This is a genomic window from Pseudomonas alvandae, assembly GCF_019141525.1.
In the GTDB taxonomy this organism is placed as follows: Bacteria; Pseudomonadota; Gammaproteobacteria; order Pseudomonadales; family Pseudomonadaceae; genus Aquipseudomonas; species Aquipseudomonas alvandae.
In genome coordinates, this window is the sequence record NZ_CP077080.1 from 5,981,692 (window position 1) to 6,001,637 (window position 19,946).

A 19,946-nucleotide genomic window follows, 5' to 3' on the forward strand; every position below is an offset into this window, starting at 1 on the left:
GCGAGCAAGCCCGCTCCCACATTGGATTGATGCCTGGCTCAAATTCCTTTGGCGACTTCAATCCTGTGGGAGCGGGCTTGCTCGCGAATCAGGCGACTCGGTGAAGCTGCCCACCCACAGGACCAAAGTCCCTTAGATGTTCTGCCGATCCCCCTTCGGATCGAAGAACACCGAAGAAACAATCTCTGCCTCGATCACGCTGCCGTCGGCCAATGGCGCGAACACTCGCTCGCCCAGGCGCTTCAAGCCGCCCTTGACCACGCCCATCGCAAACGAATAACCCAGGGAGTTATGCGCATAGCTGGAGGTGACATGGCCGACCATCGACATCGGAATCGCCTGCTTGGGGTTGAACACCAGCTGCGCGCCTTCCGGCAGCCAGACATTCGGGTCGATCGGCTTGAGGCCCACCAGTTGCTTGCGGTCTTCACGCACGCAATCTTCCCGGTTCATGCCGCGCCAGCCGATCCACGAAAACGGCTTGGTCCGGCCAACGCACCAGCCCATGTTCAGGTCGTCCGGGGTCATCGAGCCATCGGTGTCCTGGCCGACGATGATGAAGCCTTTTTCGGCCCGCAATACGTGCATGGTCTCGGTGCCGTATGGGGTCAGGTTGTACTTCTTACCGGCCTCGACGATCTGCTCGAGCACGCCCATGGCGTAGTCGGCCTGCACGTTGATTTCGTACGACAGCTCACCGGTGAACGAGATCCGGAACACCCGCGCCGGGACGCCGCCCACCAGGCCTTCCTTCCAGGTCATGAACGGGAAGGCGTCCTTGTCCAGGTCGATGTCGGTAACGTCGCCGAGCAGCTTGCGGCTGTTGGGCCCCGACAGGGTCATGGTCGCCCAGTGGTCAGTGACCGAGGTGAAGTACACCTTCAGGTCCGGCCATTCGGTCTGGTGATAGATCTCCAGCCATTGCAGCACGCGCGCCGCGCCGCCGGTGGTGGTGGTCATCAGGAAGTGGTTGTCCGCCAGACAGGCCGTTACGCCGTCGTCGAAGACCATGCCGTCTTCCTTGCACATCAGGCCGTAGCGGGCCTTGCCCACGTCGAGCTTGGTCCAGGCGTTGGTGTAGACGCGGTTGAGGAACTCGCGGGCATCCGGGCCCTGGATGTCGATCTTGCCCAGGGTCGAAGCGTCGAGCAGACCGACGCTGTCACGCACGGCCTGGCATTCGCGCTTGACCGCGGCATGCAGGTCTTCGCCGTTCTTCGGGAAGTACCAAGGGCGCTTCCACTGGCCGACGTCTTCGAATTCGGCACCGTTCTTCACATGCCAGGCATGCAGCGCGGTGAAGCGCACCGGCTCGAAGATGTGCCCGCAGTGCCGCCCCGCCACCGCGCCGAAAGTCACCGGCGTGTAGTTCGGACGGAACATGGTGGTGCCCATCTGCGGGATGCTCACGTTCAGCGAGCGGGCCGCGATGGCCAGGCCGTTGACGTTGCCCAGCTTGCCCTGGTCGGTACCGAAGCCCAGTGCGGTGTAGCGCTTGACGTGCTCCACCGACTCGAAGCCTTCACGGGTGGCGAGCTCGATGGCGGCGGCAGTGACGTCGTTCTGCAGGTCGACGAATTGCTTCGGCGCCCGTGCGGTGGCTTTTTCGTGGGGCACCTGGAACAGCGCCAGGGTCGGTTCTTCGTGACGGCTCAGCGCCTTAGGCAACACGCCCTCGACGGCCTTGAAGCCGGCTTCGCTGGCCGCACGCACGCCGCCTTCGAAACCGTCGGCCAAGCTATCGCCGAGACCATAGACGCCGTTGATACCGCCGACGCAGACACGCTTTTGCGGGGCTTCGCCCGGTACGAAACCGAGGATGTCTTCACGCCAGATCGGCTTGCCACCCAGGTGTGAAGCCAGATGGACCACCGGGCTATAGCCGCCGGAGCTGGCCACCAGGTCGCAGTCCAGCCATTCGCCGGGGCTGGTGACTTTGTGAGCGCGGACGTCGATCGCGGCCACACGCGCCGCGGTGACGCGCTTGCTGCCACGGGCCTCGATCACGGCGCTGCCGGTGAGGATGCGGATGCCCTTGGCGCGGGCTTCTTCCACCAGCGCACCCCGTGGGTTACTGCGGGCGTCGGCCACGGCGACCACTTGCAGGCCAGCGTCGAACCAGTCCAGGGCCACGCGATAGGCGTGGTCGTTGTTGGTGCTCAGGACCAGTTTCTTGCCCGGGGCCACGCCGTAGCGGCGGATGTAGGTAGAAACCGCGCCAGCCAGCATGTTGCCCGGCACGTCGTTGTTGCCGTAGACCAATGGGCGCTCGCAGGCGCCGGTCGCCAGCACCACGCGCTTGGCGCGGACGCGGTTGATGCGCTGGCGAACCTGGCCGATCGGTGCGCGGTCACCCAGGTGATCAGTGAGCCGCTCATGGATGGTCAGGAAGTTATGGTCGTGATAACCGTTCACGGTGGCGCGAGGCAACAGCACCACTTCCGGCATCGAGCGCAGCTCAGCCACTGCGGCCGCGACCCACTCGGTCGCCGGCTTGCCGTCCAGGCTCTCGCGGGAATCGAGCAGGCTGCCGCCGAACTCTTCCTGCTCATCGGCCAGGATCACTCGGGCACCGCTGCGGCCAGCGGCCAACGCTGCAGCCAGGCCAGACGGGCCGGCGCCAACGATCAGCACGTCGCAGTGACGGTTCATGTAGTCGTAGGTGTCCGGATCGTTCTCGGTCGGCGAGCGGCCCAGGCCTGCGGCCTTGCGGATGTACTTCTCGTAGGTCATCCAGAACGATTGCGGGTACATGAAGGTTTTGTAGTAGAAACCCGGTGGCATCAGCTTGCCGCCGACCTTGCCGAGAATCCCCATCATGTCGTTGTTCACATTCGGCCAGCCGTTGGTGCTGGTGGCGACCAAACCTTGGTACAGCGCCTGTTGCGTGGCGCGCACGTTGGGAATCTGCGTGGCTTCGGTGGCACCGATCTGCAGCACCGCGTTCGGCTCTTCGGCGCCGGCGGCGAAGATGCCGCGCGGACGGGAATACTTGAAGCTGCGGCCGATGATGTCGACACCGTTGGCCAGCAGCGCGGCGGCCAGGGAGTCACCTTCGAAGCCTTTGTAGGTCTGGCCGTTGAAGGTGAATGTCAGCACTTTGTTGCGGTCGATCCGTCCGCCGTTGGACAGGCGATTGATCTGGCTCATACCTTCTCTCCCAGAGCCTGTGCAGCCGCTTTCGGACTGTCAGCCTTGTCGGTGAACTGCGGCTTTTCGCCGATCTTGTAGGTTTCGAGAATCTCGTAAGTCACGGTGTCACGGGTCGCGTTGAAGTACTGGCGGCAACCGGCGACATGATCCCACAGCTCATGGTGCAAGCCACGTGGGTTGTCGCGGAAGAACATGTAGTCGCCCCACTCCTCGTCGGTGCAGGCGTTCGGATCCAGTGGACGCGGGATGTGCGCCTGGCCGGATGCATGGAATTCCTCTTCGGAGCGCAGTTCGCCGCAGTGAGGACAGAAGATATGCAACATGGGGATTTCTCCTGTTAGTGGGCAACCGCAGCAGCGCCGTGTTCATCGATCAACGCACCGTTGTGGAAACGGTCGATGGAGAAAGGTGCAGCCAATGGGTGCATTTCACCCTTGGCCAGGCTCGCGGCAAACACGTTGCCCGAGCCAGGTGTGGCCTTGAAGCCACCGGTGCCCCAACCGCAGTTGAAGAACATATTCGGCACCGGAGTTTTCGAGATGATCGGGCAGGCGTCCGGCGTGGTGTCGACGATGCCGCCCCATTGGCGGTTCATGCGCACGCGGGACAACACCGGGAACATCTCGACGATGGCCTGGATGGTGTGCTCGATCACCGGGTACGAACCCCGCTGGCCGTAGCCGTTGTAGCCGTCGATACCGGCACCGATCACCAGGTCACCCTTGTCGGACTGGCTGATGTAGCCGTGCACGGCGTTGGACATGATCACGCTGTCGATGATCGGCTTGATCGGCTCGGACACCAACGCCTGCAGCGGGTGGGATTCGATCGGCAGGCGGAAGCCCGCGAGCTTGGCCATGTGCCCGGAGTTACCGGCGGTCACCACGCCGACGCGCTTGGCGCCGATGAAGCCCTTGTTGGTTTCCACGCCGATGCACACGCCGTTTTCCTTGCGGAAACCGATCACTTCGGTCTGCTGGATCAGGTCCACGCCCAACGCGTCCGCCGCCCGGGCAAAGCCCCAGGCCACGGCATCGTGACGGGCCACGCCGCCGCGACGCTGGACGGTGGCGCCCATCACCGGGTAGCGGGTGTTTTTCGAGCAATCCAGGTACGGGATCTCGTCGGCCACTTGCTTGGCGTTGAGCAGCTCGCCGTCCACGCCGTTGAGGCGGTTGGCGCTGACGCGACGCTCGGAATCACGGATGTCCTGCAGGGTGTGGCACAGGTTGTAGACGCCACGCTGGGAGAACATCACGTTGTAGTTCAGGTCCTGGGACAGGCCTTCCCAGAGTTTCATCGCGTGTTCGTACAGGTGGGCCGATTCATCCCACAGGTAGTTGGAGCGCACGATGGTGGTGTTGCGCGCGGTGTTACCGCCGCCCAACCAGCCCTTCTCGACCACGGCCACGTTGGTGATGCCGTGCTCCTTGGCCAGGTAGTAGGCGGTCGCCAGGCCGTGCCCGCCACCGCCGACGATGACCACGTCGTAGACCTTTTTCGGGGTCGGCGTGCGCCACATCCGCTGCCAGTTTTCATGATGGCTGAGTGAGTGTTTGAAGAGGCCGAAGCCCGAATAGCGTTGCATAGTCATTTACTCCAAAACCGACTCAGCGATAAACCGGGAAGTCCGCGCACAGGGCCGCCACTTGCTGCGCGACATTGGCCTCGACATCGGCGTCGCCGAGGTTGTCGAGGATGTCGCAGATCCAGCCGGCCAGCGTGACGCACTGGGTAACCTTGAAACCACGCGTGGTCACCGCCGGGGTGCCGATGCGCAGGCCCGAGGTCACGAACGGCGATTGCGGGTCGTTCGGCACGGCGTTCTTGTTGACGGTGATGTGGGCACGGCCCAGGGCGGCGTCGGCGTCCTTGCCGGTCAGGCCTTGGCGAATCAGGCTGACCAGGAACAGATGGTTGTCGGTGCCGCCGGACACTACATCGTAGCCGCGCTTGATGAACACGCCAGCCATGGCCTGGGCGTTATCGATCACTTGCTGCTGGTACGCCTTGAAGCCAGGCTCCGCCGCTTCCTTGAAGCACACCGCCTTGCCGGCGATCACGTGCATCAGCGGGCCGCCCTGGGCGCCGGGGAATACCGCGGCGTTGAGCTTCTTCTCGATTTCTTCGTTGGCCTTGGCCAGGATCAGGCCGCCACGTGGACCGCGCAGGGTCTTGTGGGTGGTGGTGGTCACCACGTCGGCGTACGGCAGCGGGTTCGGGTACAGGCCGGCGGCAACCAGGCCAGCCACGTGGGCCATGTCGACGAACAACAGCGCACCGACCTTGTCGGCGATCTGGCGGAAACGTGGGAAATCCAGGGTCTTGGAGTAGGCGGAGAAACCGGCAACGATCATCTTCGGCTTGCACTCGACTGCCAGGCGCTCGACTTCGTCGTAGTCGATCAGGCCGGTGGTGGTGTCGATGCCGTATTGCACCGCGTTGTAGAGCTTGCCCGAGGACGACACTTTGGCACCGTGGGTCAGGTGACCGCCGTGGGCCAGGCTCATGCCCAGGATGGTGTCGCCGGCTTGCAGCAAGGCCAGGTAGACGGCGCTGTTGGCCGACGAACCGGAGTGCGGCTGGACGTTGGCGTAATCGGCGCCGAACAATTGCTTGGCGCGCTCGATGGCCAGGGCTTCGACTTTATCGACGTGCTCGCAGCCACCGTAGTAGCGCTTGCCCGGATAGCCTTCGGCGTATTTGTTGGTCAAGCCGCTGCCCTGGGCCTGCATCACACGCTTGCTGGTGTAGTTCTCCGACGCGATCAGTTCGATGTGATCTTCCTGGCGTTGCTCCTCGGCATTCATCGCCGCCAGCAGTGCATCATCGTAGCCTTGGATTTGGTCTTGCTTGCTGAACATCGCGTCTCTCCCAGCGGCGGCGGTGCGCCTTTCGTCTCGGTGAGGCACGGACCGTTTCGGTCGTGCCCTTTGGATGCGATGGTATGGCCGGCGCAGGCAGGTCAAATGCCTATGGACGCCACGCAAAGGTGCGTTTACGACATGCGCTCAAATGGAATGGAGCACCGGCACTGTGGCGAGGGAGCTTGCTCCCGCTGGAGGGCGAAGCCCTCCCAAAAAGGCCCATGCAGATCTACCTGATAAACCCAGGTGTTTGGTCTTGGGACTACTTCGTAGCCCAGCGGGAGCAGGCTCCCTCGCCACAAGGACTATGCGGCAATCTGGCGAACCGCGAGCAGCACCAAGAAATGCACGGGATACAGCGCATACGCCCAACGCCGCATCGGCAGTGGATGAACACGACCCGCCTGTCGCAAAAGCGCCAGCCCCAGCCATGGCGCGATCAGGCAAGCCACCAGCCCCCAAATCGCCACCGCATCCCCCAGCCACGCCGCGCCATACAAGACCCGCCATTGATTGGCCGCCACGCAGACCAAGCCCGGCAACAACGCCAGCAATGGCGAGCGCTTGAACACCAACAGCGTCGCCAGCGGCAGCAACACACCGAAGAAGCCGAACATCAGTTGCGACGAAAACAGCCCCGCCAGCAGTAACGCCGCTGCGGCCAGGCCGCGCGCCTCGAGGGTAGGCGTCCGCCAACAGCGTGCCACCAACAACCCGAGAACCAGCGTCGGCATCACGTTCAGCGTCGTGGGGTCGGGAATGAACAAGCGATAAGGGATTTCGCTGACGGCACTGAACAGCAACAGCCAGCCCAGGTAGCGCCACGAGCCGGCACTTGGCCCGCCGCGCGCCAGGTTTGCCGCCATCGCCAGGCAAAACCACGGAAATGCCAACCGCCCCGGCACATACAGCCAATCGACGGAAAAACCGACATATCGCAGATGATCGAGAATCATCGACAACAGTGCCAACCATTTGAGCAAGTCCAGGGCACCATCACGTCGTCTCATGTTTATATCGGCCCAGTTACTTGGTCTTTTTCTGACAGAAACATCCCTTATGTTCCTCCGCCAATCTTGGGTAAAGTGCGCACCAGTATCGATCACGGCGTTGTGGACCCAAGCACGCCGAACCATGGAACCCCTCATCCGGGGCATTCCGCCAGGGATCTCTTACCCAGGACTCTCTATTCAAGGAGCAAGGCCATGACCGACAAGAGCCAACAATTCGCCAGCGACAACTATTCCGGTATTTGCCCCGAAGCCTGGGCCGCCATGGAAGAAGCCAACCAGGGCCACCAGCGTGCCTACGGTGATGACGATTGGACCCACCGCGCGGCAGATGGCTTTCGGGAGCTATTCGAAACCGACTGCGAAGTGTTCTTTGCGTTCAACGGCACGGCTGCCAACTCCCTGGCCCTCTCGTCGCTGTGCCAGAGTTATCACAGCGTGATCTGCTCGGAAACCGCCCACGTCGAAACCGACGAATGCGGCGCACCGGAATTCTTTTCCAACGGTTCCAAGCTGCTGGTGGCGCGCACCGAGAATGGCAAGCTGACCCCCGAATCGATCCGCGAGGTCGCCCTCAAGCGCCAGGACATCCACTATCCCAAGCCGCGCGTCGTGACCCTGACCCAGGCCACGGAAGTCGGCAGCGTCTACACGCCGGATGAAATCCGCGCCATCAGCGCCACCTGCAAGGAACTGGGGTTGAACCTGCACATGGACGGCGCACGGTTCTCCAACGCCTGCGCCTTCCTCGGCTGCACCCCAGCCGACCTGACCTGGAAAGCCGGCGTCGACGTGCTGTGCTTCGGCGGCACTAAGAATGGCATGGCGGTGGGTGAAGCCATCCTGTTCTTCAACCACGACCTGGCCGAAGACTTCGACTATCGCTGCAAACAGGCCGGGCAGTTGGCGTCGAAAATGCGCTTTCTCTCCGCACCGTGGGTCGGCTTGCTGCAAGACGACGCGTGGCTCAAGCACGCCCGCCACGCCAACCGCTGCGCGCAACTGCTGGCAGAACTGGTCAGCGACATCGACGGCGTGGAACTGATGTTCCCGGTCCAGGCCAACGGCGTGTTCCTGCAACTCTCGGAACCGGCCATCGCCGCACTGACGGCCAAGGGCTGGCGTTTCTACACCTTCATCGGCAAGGGCGGCGCACGCTTCATGTGCTCGTGGGATACCGAGGAAGCGCGGGCGCGGGAATTGGCGGCGGATATTCGGGAAGTGATGGCGGGCTAAGTAGAAATACACTCAAGACCGGGCCGGGACACCCGTGGCGAGGGGATTTATCCCCGCTGGGCTGCGAAGCAGCCCCAAAGCAGTCAACTCGGTCTGCCTGAAACACCGCGATTGCAGGTTTTAGGGCTGCTTCGCAGCCCAACGGGGATAAATCCCCTCGCCACAGGAAATCCCTCTAGGCACAAGTAAATCCCTCCAGGTACAGAGGGATTTACACCTGCCTGAGCGAGCAAATCAGAAATCGATCCGCACATCCCCCTTCGGCACGCTGCAGCACGACAGGATATAACCCTCGGCCTCGTCGTCCTCGGTGATGCCGCCGTTGTGCTCCATCTCCACTTCCCCGCCCAGCTTCAGTACTTTGCAGGTGCCGCAGATGCCCATGCCGCAGGCCTTGGGGATCATCATGCCGAGCTTGGCGGCAGCGGCGTGGACGGTTTCTCCCGGCCCCACGCGAATGCTCTTGCCCGATGAAGTGAACTCCACCAGGTGCAGGTCAGCCGCATCGACTTCTGGCGCGTCGGCAGCCTGCTCGGCCTGCTCCACCGCGTCGGCACGGGCTTCCGGCGGCGTCGCGCCGAAGGACTCCTCGTGGTAGCGCTTCATGTCATAGCCAGCGGCTTCCAGCAGGCGCTTGACCGCAGTCATGTACGGGGTCGGGCCGCAGCAGAACACCTCGCGCTCGAGGAAGTCGGGCACCATCAGTTCCAGCATCTTGTGATTCAGGTAGCCGCGATACCCGGCCCACGGCTCGCCCAGGCCATGCTTTTCGCAGATCAGGTGCAAGCTGAAGTTGTCGATCCGCGACGCCATGTGCTCCAGCTCGCGGTGGTAGATGATGTCCTTGGGCGAGCGGGCGCTGTGGATGAAAGTCATGTCGACATTGGCGTTGGTGTCGTAGAACCAGCGCGCCATGGACATGCACGGCGTAATGCCCACGCCGCCACTGAGGTAAAGCACTTTCGGGCTCGGGAAATCGATAGCGTTGAACAGCCCCACCGGCCCATGTACCGCCAGTTCCTGGCCCTCGTGCAGGGTGTCGTGCAGCCAGTTGGAAACCTTGCCCCCCGGCACGCGCTTGATCGTCACGGAGAAACTGTAGGGCACCGACGGCGAGCTGGAGATCGTGTAGGAACGCATGATCGGCTGGCCTTCGATTTCCAGCTCCAGGGTGACGAACTGCCCCGGCTTGAAAAAGAACATGATTGGCTGGTCGGCCATGAAGCAAAAGGTGCGCACATCCCAGGTTTCCTGGATGACTTTGACGCAACGCACGATATGTCGGCCATTGGCCCAGGTCTGGGTCGTGACCGGGTTCAGGAAATTATTGGACATGCTGATCTCCACGGCCGACTGTCGGCCTTCATGAGGGCGATTGTGCGCAGGCACCTGAGTGACCATTTACCTATCTGCGACATTCACATACTTATCGCGACCAGCCCCCAACGACCGGGGCTTGCGCGTCGGGAACAGATTGGGCCATGTCGCCCATGGATAAGGTTGCGCCCCCGCGCGGCCCCACACTCGCCCCAACAGACAAACAATATTTTCTGCCTTGCGTAGCACCTTGATTAGCCACTTTCGCCGGCCACAGAGATGGCCATGAGGATAAAACGATGGACGTCACCACTACCCTGAGCCTGGGCGATCCGCTGGAACCCGCACGCAAGGCCACCGCGCAAATGCTGCAAGAGCGCGAGCGTACCTTTTCGCTGCCGCAACCGTTCTACAGTGACGAGCGCCTGTTTGATATCGACATGCAGGAAATCTTCCAGAAAGAATGGTTGATCGCCGGCATGACCTGCGAGATCCCGGCCAAGGGCAACTACCTGACCCTGCAAGTCGGCAAGAACCCGATCATCGTGATCCGTGGCGCCGACGGTGTGGTGCACGCCTTCCATAACGTCTGCCGCCACCGCGGTTCGCGGCTGTGCACCAGCGACAAGGGCAAGGTCGCCAAGCTGGTCTGCCACTACCACCAGTGGACCTACGAACTGGACGGTCGCCTGCTGTTCGCCGGTACCGAGATGGGCGCCGACTTCGACATGAAGCAGTACGGCCTCAAGCCTGTGAACGTGAAGACTGCTGGCGGCTACATCTTCATCAGCCTGGCCGAGAACCCGCCGGCGATCGATGACTTCCTGTCGACACTGAACCACTACATGGAACCGTACGACATGGAAAACACCAAGGTGGCGGTGCAAACCACCTTGATGGAAAAGGCCAACTGGAAGCTCGTGCTGGAAAACAACCGCGAGTGCTACCACTGCAACGCCTCGCACCCCGAATTGCTCAAGACCCTGCTGGAATGGGACGACGTCACAGACCCGCGCGCCGACCAGGCGTTCAAGGACCACGTGGCCGCCTCCGCCGCCGCCTGGGAAGCCGAGAAGATCCCTTACGCCCACGCCAGTTTCGGCCTGCGCAACCGCATCGTGCGCATGCCGCTGCTCAAGGGCACCGTGTCGATGACCATGGACGGCAAGCAGGGCTGCGCCAAGCTGATGGGTCGCATCAAGAACCCGGACCTGGGCTCGATGCGCATCCTGCACCTGCCGCACTCGTGGAACCACTGCATGGGCGACCACATCATCGTCTTCACCGTGTGGCCGATCAGCGCCCAGGAAACCATGGTCACCACCAAGTGGCTGGTGCACAAGGACGCGGTCGAAGGCGTGGACTACGACGTGGAGCGCATGCGCCAGGTCTGGGACGCCACCAACGACCAAGACCGTCGCCTCGCCGAGGAAAACCAGCGCGGCATCAACTCCACCGCCTACCAGCCAGGCCCGTACTCCAAGACCTATGAGTTCGGCGTGGTGAACTTCGTGGACTGGTACAGCGAGCGCATGCTCAATAACCTGGGGGCCGAGCCGGCGCCGTACCTCAAGGGCGTGCCGGTCCAGGGCTAAATCAAAAGCATCGTCGGATCGCCGCCCGGAGCAAGCTCGCTCCCACAGGGGGTCTTCAGCGCACCGAAGACCCCATGTGGGAGCGAGCTTGCTCGCGATAGCGGCCTGACATTCACCGACTACTGGGAAGACCACCGCACACTGCCATCCTCCCCATAAAACGTCTCGACAATCTCCTCCCCCCTCAACTGCACCTTCACATACCCATTCAACACCCGCTCCGGATACGCCTCGTCCCCCGCCAGCTCAGTTTCCGACCACAGCACCCGCGCATGCCCATTCAACTCGCTGGTGGTGCCATAGGGAATCGCTCCATGCCCGGCGCAGCGCGCATGCACGCCGCCTTGCGCCGCATAGCAGATGCCGTTGTGCAGATGGCCCCAATACCAATAATCCGGCTCACGCCCCAGGGCGTCACAGACCGGTTGGTAGAGCGCAGTCTTGTGGTGCCCGGAGATATCGAAGCCCTGGTGATGACTGAGGACCATGAGCTTCTTGCGCTTGGGCAGGGTTTTCATCCACTCGATCTGCTGGGTGTTGAGGGTGCCGTCCATGTACAGGTTCATGGCGTCCGAGGCGTAGGCGCTGTCGAGGCCGACCACCAGCCAATCGTCGTTGTACAGCGCAAAGTAGCTGGTGCCCTGTTGCACCGGGAACCGCTTGGCCAGTTCCTTGAAATAACCGTGTGCGCCGCTGTACATCTCATGGTTGGAATTGAGCGTGAACGAGCCGTGCTTGCCTTGGGGCCAGCCGACCATGTCGACGTCTTCCTGGGAGTGGGTGCCGGCGTAATACACGTCGCCCAGGTGGATGGTGAAATCGGCCAGGGCCAGTTGCATCTGGTTGGCGACGGCCACGGCGGGCGCGTGGCTGTCGAACGGCCCCGTGCCCCAGTCACCGGCGATGGCGAGCACCACGTCGTTGTCCATTTTCACCAGCGCCGGGGTCGTGGCGAACGTCGCATGGTGGCGCAGGTTTTCGATCCACTTGAGTAGCGCCTCGCTCCACAGCAGGTCCAACAGTTCCCACTTGCGACAACCCAATAACGTGCCGTCCTTGAGCACCCGGGTCGGCAACTCGTCTTCGCTTTGCGGCAGCGGTGTGGCGTTGCCGATCTTCAGGATCGACAGGCCGTGCGCCAACTCCCACGGCACCGCCGGTTCATCGTCCGGCAGATCACCGTGGTCGATCACGTGACGGGCCTGGTCGTGGCCTCGCTCCAGCAATTTGACGATGGCCTGGAACTCCTCGGGCTCCAGGTCGTTGACGAGTTTCTTCCAGGACATTTCCAGCCGCGTGACCAACCCGTGCAGGCGGACCTTGACTTTGTCGAACTCATGTTCCCAATGGTGCAGTAATGACATGTGAACGCTCCTTCGTTTTGCCCCGGGCTACAGGGTCTTCATGAATTCAATCAGGGCCCGCTTGTCGACGTCCGACAGCTGCGTGCCGTACAGGTGACCGCCGTTGTGGTTGCCTTCCAGGCGGGTGTCGTATTTGAAATCCGCCGACGCCTTCATCTGCGCGCCGCTGGTGACGAAACCGACCTTCTGCGGGTCGTAGATATCGGAACCCGTGTAGAACACTTGCGGACGTTGCTCCGGCGCTTGCAACAGATCCCACAGGGTCGGCACCGAGCCGTTGTGCAGGTACGGCGCGCGCAACCAGATGCCGTCGGTGGGGGTATTGCTGTAGCTCTGGGTCTTGCGGTAGGCGCCAAAGTCGAACGGTGGTTTCTTGAAGCCATGGAACGCCGTCACCAGGCCAGTCGTGAACGAGTTGAGCCGATGGGGATCGGTGCCCAACTGGTCGATGTTGGTGGTGACCTGGCCGGTGTCGCTGCGGCCGAAATCATGGCAAGCGGCGCAGTTCTGCTCCCAGATCGGTTTGCCCTGGGCGACTTTCCCTTGGTCCAGGGTGAACGGCCAGGCCGGTGCCTTGTGGCCCAGCAGCCAGTTGGTCACCCGGTTGAAACTCGGCGGCAGCACCGACTCCGGCGTCGCGCCCACGGCCATGGCCGCTGCGTAGTTGCGTTCGTGGATCTTGTTGTTATTGCCGTCCCAATGCAGGTACATGGATTCGCGAGGTTTCTGGTTCCACACCTGGGGCAGGTCCACGGTGCCGATGGTCGAGTCATCCGGGAAGCCGAACACCACCATCTTGGTCGGGTTGAAGGTGTCGGTCCGCCCAGGCCCTTGGGCCGGACGCAGCTTCTGCCAGGCGTAGGCCTGTTTCTGTTTGAGCAACGCGCTCTTGGCCATCGGGATGATCAGGTAGCGGTTGTAGAGCTTTTCAAAAAAGCCCAGCTGGAACTTGCCGTTGATGGCCGCCATCACCGCGTCGGGGGTGAATTTCGGGTCGCTGGCGCATTCATAGGCGAACCATTGGAAGGCTTGCAGTTGCAAGGTATTGGCCGGCGCGGCGGCGACGGGCACCGCGACGTCAGAGGCATTGGCCCGGTAGGAACCGGTGTGGCACAGGGCGCAGTTCGGCTCCACGGTGGGGTAGCCGAGCTGCCGCTTGGCCATGCCGATGGGCAGGTCCTTGCCGTTTTCATAGAGGAAACCGAACACCTCGTAGCCACCCGGCTTGGGCAGTTTTTCCGGGCACATCTGCGGCAGCACGGCGAACAGGTAATACGGAATTCGCGCCTCGATGCCCAGGCCGATGGCGGCGTATTTGTAATGGTCTTCGTCGGAAGCGAAGTCCGGTTGCGGCACTTCGCGGATCATCTGGTACCAGGTCTGGTAGCCGATGAAACCCAACAGCAAGACCACCACCAACGTGCCGACCTTGAACCCGTGGCTCTGCCAGCGCAGCGCCCAGCCGGCGCGCCATTCCCGCCAGCCGGCGCAGAGCAACGCCAGCGGACGGTTGGCCACCGGGCTGCCGAGGTACAGCAGCACGCCCAGGACCAGGAACATGGTCAGGTCGCCCATTAACATCGGCACGAACAGCGAGCCCTGGTTGTTGGTGTTGATCAGGTAGATCCAGAACACCACCGCCACCAGGCGCGACAGCACGCACAACCACGAATGCACCACGAAACGCGGCGCGTTGAAGCCCGAGGGCATGTAGAAAAGGCTGATCCCCACCAGCAACATGCCGGCGTTCTCCAGCCAGGGATCGGACAGCACGGGTGGCAGGCCGAGCATGGACGTCAGCAAGGCCGGCGCAAACAGCGCCGGGATCGCGAAGAACATGTTCATGACGATTCCGACCCAGATGACGCGTTGGAACCAGCGGATGTAAGTGTTCATGGCATCCTTTTCCTTATTCCTGACTCACCACAAAGCCATGTGGCGAGGGAGCTTGCTCCCGCTGGGCCGCGTAGCGGCCCCCAAGACTTCAAAAGCGACGACTGCTTCGCAGCCGAGCGGGAGCAAGCTCCCTCGCCACGGAGGGCAGTCAGCTAGCCCAACGCAGTCTTCTCCAGGTGCTCAAGAATGATCGGATACACATCCACCACCGCATCCTTGCCGAACATGCAGTCGATGTGGCCGTACCCCGGTATTTCGTGGCGGCTGAACAGTTGCGGACCATGCATGTCGCACAGCCGTTCGTAGGTCTTGAGGGTGCTTTGCGGCAGGTAGCACTGGTTGTCGGCGCCGCTGATGAAGCAGATCGGTAACTTCAACCGGTCGAAATGCGGCATGTAGACGTCGTTGCCCTTGAAGTCCACCAGGTGCCCCTTGCGCACGATCAGCGCCAGGTGCTCGAAAGTCTGGATGTTCGACTCGCCGAACAATTCATGCAGGTTGTCGTGCAGGGTTTCATTGAGGGTGTCGTGGCGGTACAGCGAGGCGTACATGAACGTGATGCGATGGCAGACCGGGTTGGTGCAATAGCCCTGGGCCTCGATCCGGGCATAGCCGTTGAGGGCCTTGTCGTAGAGTTTGTTGAACCAGCTTTCCTTGGTGTCGGCGTAGGCAGTCATGGATTTGATGCCGATGGCATCGAGCATTCCCGGCAGATGCAAACCGGCCTTCAGACCGGTGGCGGTGGCGACCACCGTGTCGGCGGCGATCTGCGAGCAGACCACCGAGCGCACGCCCTGCAATCCCGCGAGCATCGACATGAAGAAGGTCGTCGCACCGTAGCAATGCACCACGCATTGCACGTCTCGGGCCTGGGTCGCCTGCTGGATCTGTTCGATGGCGGCCTTGAAATCGTACTGGGCGACCTGATCGCCGTTCCATTCATTTTTGCTGGCCGGCAGCAGGATGCTCACCCGAAGATCCAACAGCCAGACGTCGTATTCGTGTTTGCAGAGGTACTCCAGCAGGTTGGTGTGGATGGTGTCGGTGGAGAAGATATTCGAACCCACGCCCAGGCCATGGACCAGCATCACCGGACCTTTGCTGCCGGCCTGGTAGCGGGTCAGGCGCAACTCGACGTTGTCCTCGGTCTGGAAGAAATGCACCACGGGGGCCGGCGCATCCAGTGGCCTTTTCAAGCGGGGTGGTGCGTCCGGGTTGAAGTAGACGTCGCCAGCGAAGACACCGCCGTAGCTCTCCCACAGGATCCCGGCGAAGAACTTGCCGAACCGCGCCAGCGCCTCCACCCGCTCGCGCTCATTGCGGGCGTTGAGTACCTTCATCGTGGTCATCTGCTTGGCAAAATCGGCCGGCAGGATATGCATCACCCCGGAGCCGACCACTGCGCCGGTCTTGTCCGGTCCGCGATAGAGCGTGACGTAGAGCGTGCTGGTGTCGTGCCAGATGTTCAGCACGCCGTTGTCCTCGGGCACGGTCTTGAAGGCGCTGAAAAAGTAGTCGCTGCCGTCTTCGGCGGTCAGCTTCATGTCGTAGTTCATATGGCGCACGCCGACCTGTTCCTGATACTGCTCGAACAGGTTGAACACGCCGTTGCTGGCAACCAGCGGCTTGGCCGACAGCAGCGGCGCATCGAGGGTGCCCACCAGGGTCGCAGCGTGCTCCGGTTCCTTGATCAGGCGATCTAGGTCGGCGGCGGTGATGGTCAGGGTGAATTCGATCGGTGAATTATCGGCCTTGCCGCGCTTGGCCGCCGCTTCGTAAAAATTGAGGTCCGTGCCTTGGGGCTGGGTGAACGCCGTGGAGAAATACCCCTTCATGGTTTCGGTGAACTGCACGCCGAGGGTCGGCGCCGCCACCGGTTTGCGCGGGGCCGACGGCAGCGTGTAGTCGATCAGCCAGCCGCGATCCGCCGCCAGCAACCCCATGTTGCGCTCACTGACCGCCGAAATGGTCAGCAACGGGTTGACCGCCAGGGACGTCGGGATCACCGAGCCGTCCGTCACGTACAAGCCTGGGTAGACGTCGGTGCCGCTGGCACCGCTGAACACCTGGCCCTTGTGGTTGACCACGCCTTGGACCGCGTCTTCGCCCATCACACAGCCGCCCAGCGGATGGACCGAGACAATGCTGTGCTTGAGCAGTTTGGTCCAGATCGGGTTCTCGACCCAGATCCCGCCCAGGGCCTTGGTGCTCTGGTGCAGCCGTTCGTTGCCGAGGGTGACGTTTTCCTGCTCGCCGACACCCGGCCAGTCGATGCGTAGCTGATCCTTGTTGTCGAGGACCATGCGGCCCTTGCCGTTGTCATGGCTCATGATCAAGTAGGTCTGCATGTTGTGCAGTGCGCCGTAATACGGCCCGCGCAGAAAGCTCTCGGCCTCGCGGCCCTTGTACTTGAGGCTGGCACCGAAGCCAGTGTCGGTCGGCACGCCGATCATTTCAGCGAGCGTCGCCATGCTCGGCACCATGGCCCGGCCTAGGGCTCCGGGGATCGAGCCCTCCTCGATCACCATCCGGCTGCGCCAGTCACCCTCGGTGCGCATGTCGATCACCGACGTGATGCACGGCCCCACCGGCTCGAGTTCCTTGGCCGAATGGGCGCCAAAGCCGATGCCGTTGATGACCTGGTCGCAGTTGTGGCCGAAGCCGAGGATGTCACCGTTGCCGCTCATGTTCTCGCCCAACTGGGCGGACATCGACAAGCCCTTGTCCCTCGAGCGCAGCATGATTTCGGTGGAGCCCAAGGTGCCGGCGGACACCACCACGATGTCTGCGCGGACAAAAAGCGTCGGCGCCGAAAACATCTCGCGACCGCTGTCCAGGTACTGGAAATGCACGATCCAACCATCGCCGTCGCGCTCCAGGTGCCGCACCTCGGCCTGGCAGAAAATCTCCGCGCCGTGGTTCCAGGCGTCCGGCAGGTAGTTCATCAGCGTGGTGTTCTTGGCCTTGTTGTTACAGCCCGAGACGCAGTCGCCACAGCCGTTGCACGGCAGTTGTTCGACGCCGACGTGGTTGAGGTTGTTGGGCAGCTTGTCGAAGGTCACGTTGATCGGCGGCTTGTAGAAATGCGCGCCCTGCTTGAGGTAATCCGCCGACTTCTTGTGGGCGTCGAGCTTGGGCAGGTTCGGCGAGGACGCCGGATAGGGATTGGGCTTGAGCATCTCCCGGGCCCGTGCATAGCCGTCCTTGAGCAGCGTGTCGCTGTGCTCGCGCATCGCCAGCGGCCAACGCGGGTCCTCGAAGACCCCGGGTTCGGCCTCCAACGCGACGTTGGCATTGATCAGCGATGTGCCGCCCAGGCCACAACCAACCACCACGTTCTGCTGGGCGTTGACGTGCAGGTCGAACAACCCGGTGCGCGAACCGATGTGACCGTCCGGATCATGCACCTGCAACTCCTCGGTGGCGGCGAGCAACGTGTTGGGGTACTCACCGGGCTGGATCTCCCGGCCCCGCTCCAGTAGACAGACCGTGCGCCCGGCCCGGGACAAGCGCGACGCGGCGATGCCGCCGCCGTAGCCGGAACCAATGACGATAACGTCGTAGTGTTCCTTGATTTCACTGATGGGGGTCGAGATCCGTGTCATGTTCAAGTCCTCTCAGGCAGAAGGGGCAACTCTGCGGTTGCCTGCAAATCCACAGGCGCACAAACGCCTGGCCGCTATCCCGTATGGGTTGGAGCGGCAGTCAACGGTGTCGGTGGGAAAAGCTCAGGTGTTATAGGCGCGCACGCTGATTGGCTGCGCGACGATGAACACGTCGAGGCAGCGCGGTGGGAGGCGTCGGGATGCACGTCGGGGCTGAAGCGAGTAACGAGGTGGGGGCCTTGCTATCCATCGTGCGTTCTCCCTGAACCAGATATGGATAAAGTCGCGCTGTCCTTGTGCCCTGAGTGAAGACAGGCGACACCTGTACGTCAAGGCAGTTCCTTAGAACTGTATGAAATTTGATCTATCGCGTTTGGCGCTAAGCCCGCCGTGGCCTACAGGGTTCCGCGAACAAGTTATCCACATGGACACCCACAGCAAATGGGGACAACCAGGCTCGCGTCAGAAATTTTTTGAGCGCCGATGTGAATAAAATCCGTGACTTACCCGTCGGCAACGGTTTCCTGACGGATTGACTGTTTTTTGATCAGACCGCTGAGAAGCCTGAATATAAAGGGCTACAGAGCAGAGCGAACACCTTATCCACAGAAGCGCCAACAGTGTTTGGGGGTAAATTTGACGGTTCTGTGGAAAACCTATCGAACGCCTTCCAAATCGGTGTTTTCCGGACGTTTTCAAGAGGCCGGGGCGAATTTGGCTATTATTTAACCAATACCTTGCAGGCACCGTAGCGCTTGGCTTGCAGCGGAAAGCGAACATCTTATCCACAGAAGCGCCAACAGAGATTGGGGGCAAGTTTTCCTCGCACCGGGGGTTTATTCACAGAGAAAAGCCAATAAAAACCGATGGTTAGGTGGCTATTTATTAATCGATGGGCTGGAGAGCCTGATTGGCATGGGCCGTAGCGAGGGGCCAACAGGTTATCCACAGAGGGACGCACAGGGACTGTGAGTAACGCTTAATGAGTTAGCACAACATACAGGCGCACCGCCAATCCCCTGTGGGAGCGAGCTTGCTCGCGATTGCATTCTGCCAGCCATATAATTTTGACTGACCCACCGCTATCGCGAGCAAGCTCGCTCCCACAGGGATTGGCGGTGATTCGGGTTCAGCGAACCACCCCTTCTTCCACCAACAGCTTGAGAATCGCCTCGGCCCCGGCCTCCGGACTTACACCCTTGAGCACCTGCCCGCCTCCGCCGCTGGCCTTGGCCGTGGCGGCCTTCATGCGGTCGGCGCCGCTCTTGGCCTTGATCACTTTCAGGCGTTTGGGCCTTGGCTTGGCCGGCTGCAGGGTCGCCACCGCCAGCAAGGCATCGTCGATGATCTTGACTTCCTCGGCGTGCAACGCCCCACGCCGCGCCGGGCCGTAGGCGCTTTGCCGAGGTTTGGGCGCAGCGTTATCCACAGTGGCGAGAAATGGCAGGCGCACCTTAAGCCGTCGCCGCTGGCCGCGGGGTAAGGCTTGCAACACCAGGGCCGCGCCGTTTTCGATGGATTCGACCTGAGCCAACCCCACCACCAGCGGCCAACCCAGATTCTCGGCCAGCAGGAACGGCAGCATGCCCGAGCCTTCGCCGGTTTCCGCCTGGCTCCCTGTCAGCACCACTTGGGCGCCAGCGTCACGCAGATAGTCGGTCAGAGCCGGCAACGCATCGGCCCCGTTCGGGTTTTCCAACACGTGCAGTTCATCCAGCCCCATGCCCAGGTAAGCGCGCAGGGCCGGTTCGGCCACATCGCCGGCGTGCAGCACTTGCAGGTCATTGCCGGCCAATTGCAGGCCCAGCTCCACGGCGCGGGCGTCTTGCTCGGCGCGCCGGGGTCGACCAGAGGTCGGGTGGGCACCGATGGAGACGAGGCTGATCACTTGGGTACTCATGAA

General features: G+C 62.1%; 12 protein-coding genes. 2 read left to right on the forward strand and 10 right to left on the reverse strand.

What is annotated here, in order from left to right; translation table 11 throughout:
- Nucleotides 1-132: 132 nt before the first annotated feature.
- From KSS97_RS26780 to KSS97_RS26800, 5 genes are all read right to left on the reverse strand, one after another.
- A complete protein-coding gene (locus KSS97_RS26780) occupies nucleotides 133-3,150 on the reverse strand; it encodes a sarcosine oxidase subunit alpha (protein WP_030139291.1) in 3,018 nt (1,005 codons plus the stop codon).
- On the reverse strand, nucleotides 3,147-3,476 hold the full coding sequence (locus tag KSS97_RS26785; RefSeq protein WP_039590645.1) for a sarcosine oxidase subunit delta: 330 nt from the start codon (nucleotides 3,474-3,476) through the stop codon (nucleotides 3,147-3,149). Before KSS97_RS26785 ends, KSS97_RS26780 begins: the two co-directional genes overlap by 4 nt.
- 14 nt (nucleotides 3,477-3,490) lie before the next feature.
- Entirely contained in the window at nucleotides 3,491-4,741 is a 1,251-nt protein-coding gene (locus KSS97_RS26790) for a sarcosine oxidase subunit beta (protein WP_003206307.1), read from the reverse strand.
- Between the two features lie 22 nt (nucleotides 4,742-4,763).
- Nucleotides 4,764-6,017, reverse strand: a complete 1,254-nt coding sequence (glyA, locus tag KSS97_RS26795) for a serine hydroxymethyltransferase (protein ID WP_030139294.1) — start codon at nucleotides 6,015-6,017, stop codon at nucleotides 4,764-4,766.
- 308 nt (nucleotides 6,018-6,325) lie between these two features.
- On the reverse strand, nucleotides 6,326-7,030 hold the full coding sequence (locus KSS97_RS26800; RefSeq protein ID WP_217860509.1) for a TraX family protein: 705 nt from the start codon (nucleotides 7,028-7,030) through the stop codon (nucleotides 6,326-6,328).
- A 195-nt stretch (nucleotides 7,031-7,225) separates the two neighbouring features.
- On the opposite strand from KSS97_RS26800, the gene KSS97_RS26805 reads away from it, so the two are divergent.
- A complete protein-coding gene (locus KSS97_RS26805; RefSeq protein ID WP_217860510.1) occupies nucleotides 7,226-8,266 on the forward strand; it encodes a threonine aldolase family protein in 1,041 nt (346 codons plus the stop codon).
- Between the two features lie 234 nt (nucleotides 8,267-8,500).
- On the opposite strand, the gene gbcB is transcribed toward KSS97_RS26805, so the two are convergent.
- Nucleotides 8,501-9,601 carry a glycine betaine monooxygenase reductase subunit gene (gene gbcB / locus KSS97_RS26810; protein WP_030139297.1) on the reverse strand — a complete coding sequence of 367 codons (1,101 nt, stop codon included), beginning with the start codon at nucleotides 9,599-9,601 and terminating at the stop codon, nucleotides 8,501-8,503.
- Between the two features lie 281 nt (nucleotides 9,602-9,882).
- Here gbcB and gbca point away from each other — a divergent pair, with 281 nt between their 5' ends.
- Nucleotides 9,883-11,178 carry a glycine betaine monooxygenase oxygenase subunit gene (gbca, locus tag KSS97_RS26815; protein ID WP_217860511.1) on the forward strand — a complete coding sequence of 432 codons (1,296 nt, stop codon included), beginning with the start codon at nucleotides 9,883-9,885 and terminating at the stop codon, nucleotides 11,176-11,178.
- 119 nt (nucleotides 11,179-11,297) lie between these two features.
- Here the strand turns inward: gbca and KSS97_RS26820 are convergent, their stop codons facing one another.
- From KSS97_RS26820 to etfB, 4 genes are all read right to left on the reverse strand, one after another.
- Entirely contained in the window at nucleotides 11,298-12,542 is a 1,245-nt protein-coding gene (locus tag KSS97_RS26820) for a metallophosphoesterase (RefSeq protein ID WP_217860512.1), read from the reverse strand.
- A gap of 27 nt (nucleotides 12,543-12,569) precedes the next feature.
- The gene (locus KSS97_RS26825; protein WP_217860513.1) at nucleotides 12,570-14,438 is read right to left on the reverse strand and encodes a c-type cytochrome; all 1,869 of its coding nucleotides are present in this window, start codon (nucleotides 14,436-14,438) and stop codon (nucleotides 12,570-12,572) included.
- A 152-nt stretch (nucleotides 14,439-14,590) separates the two neighbouring features.
- On the reverse strand, nucleotides 14,591-18,043 hold the full coding sequence (locus KSS97_RS26830) for an alpha/beta fold hydrolase (RefSeq protein ID WP_217860514.1): 3,453 nt from the start codon (nucleotides 18,041-18,043) through the stop codon (nucleotides 14,591-14,593).
- Nucleotides 18,044-19,172: 1,129 nt separating this feature from the next.
- On the reverse strand, nucleotides 19,173-19,943 hold the full coding sequence (etfB, locus tag KSS97_RS26835; RefSeq protein ID WP_217860515.1) for an electron transfer flavoprotein subunit beta: 771 nt from the start codon (nucleotides 19,941-19,943) through the stop codon (nucleotides 19,173-19,175).
- Nucleotides 19,944-19,946 lie beyond the last annotated feature (3 nt).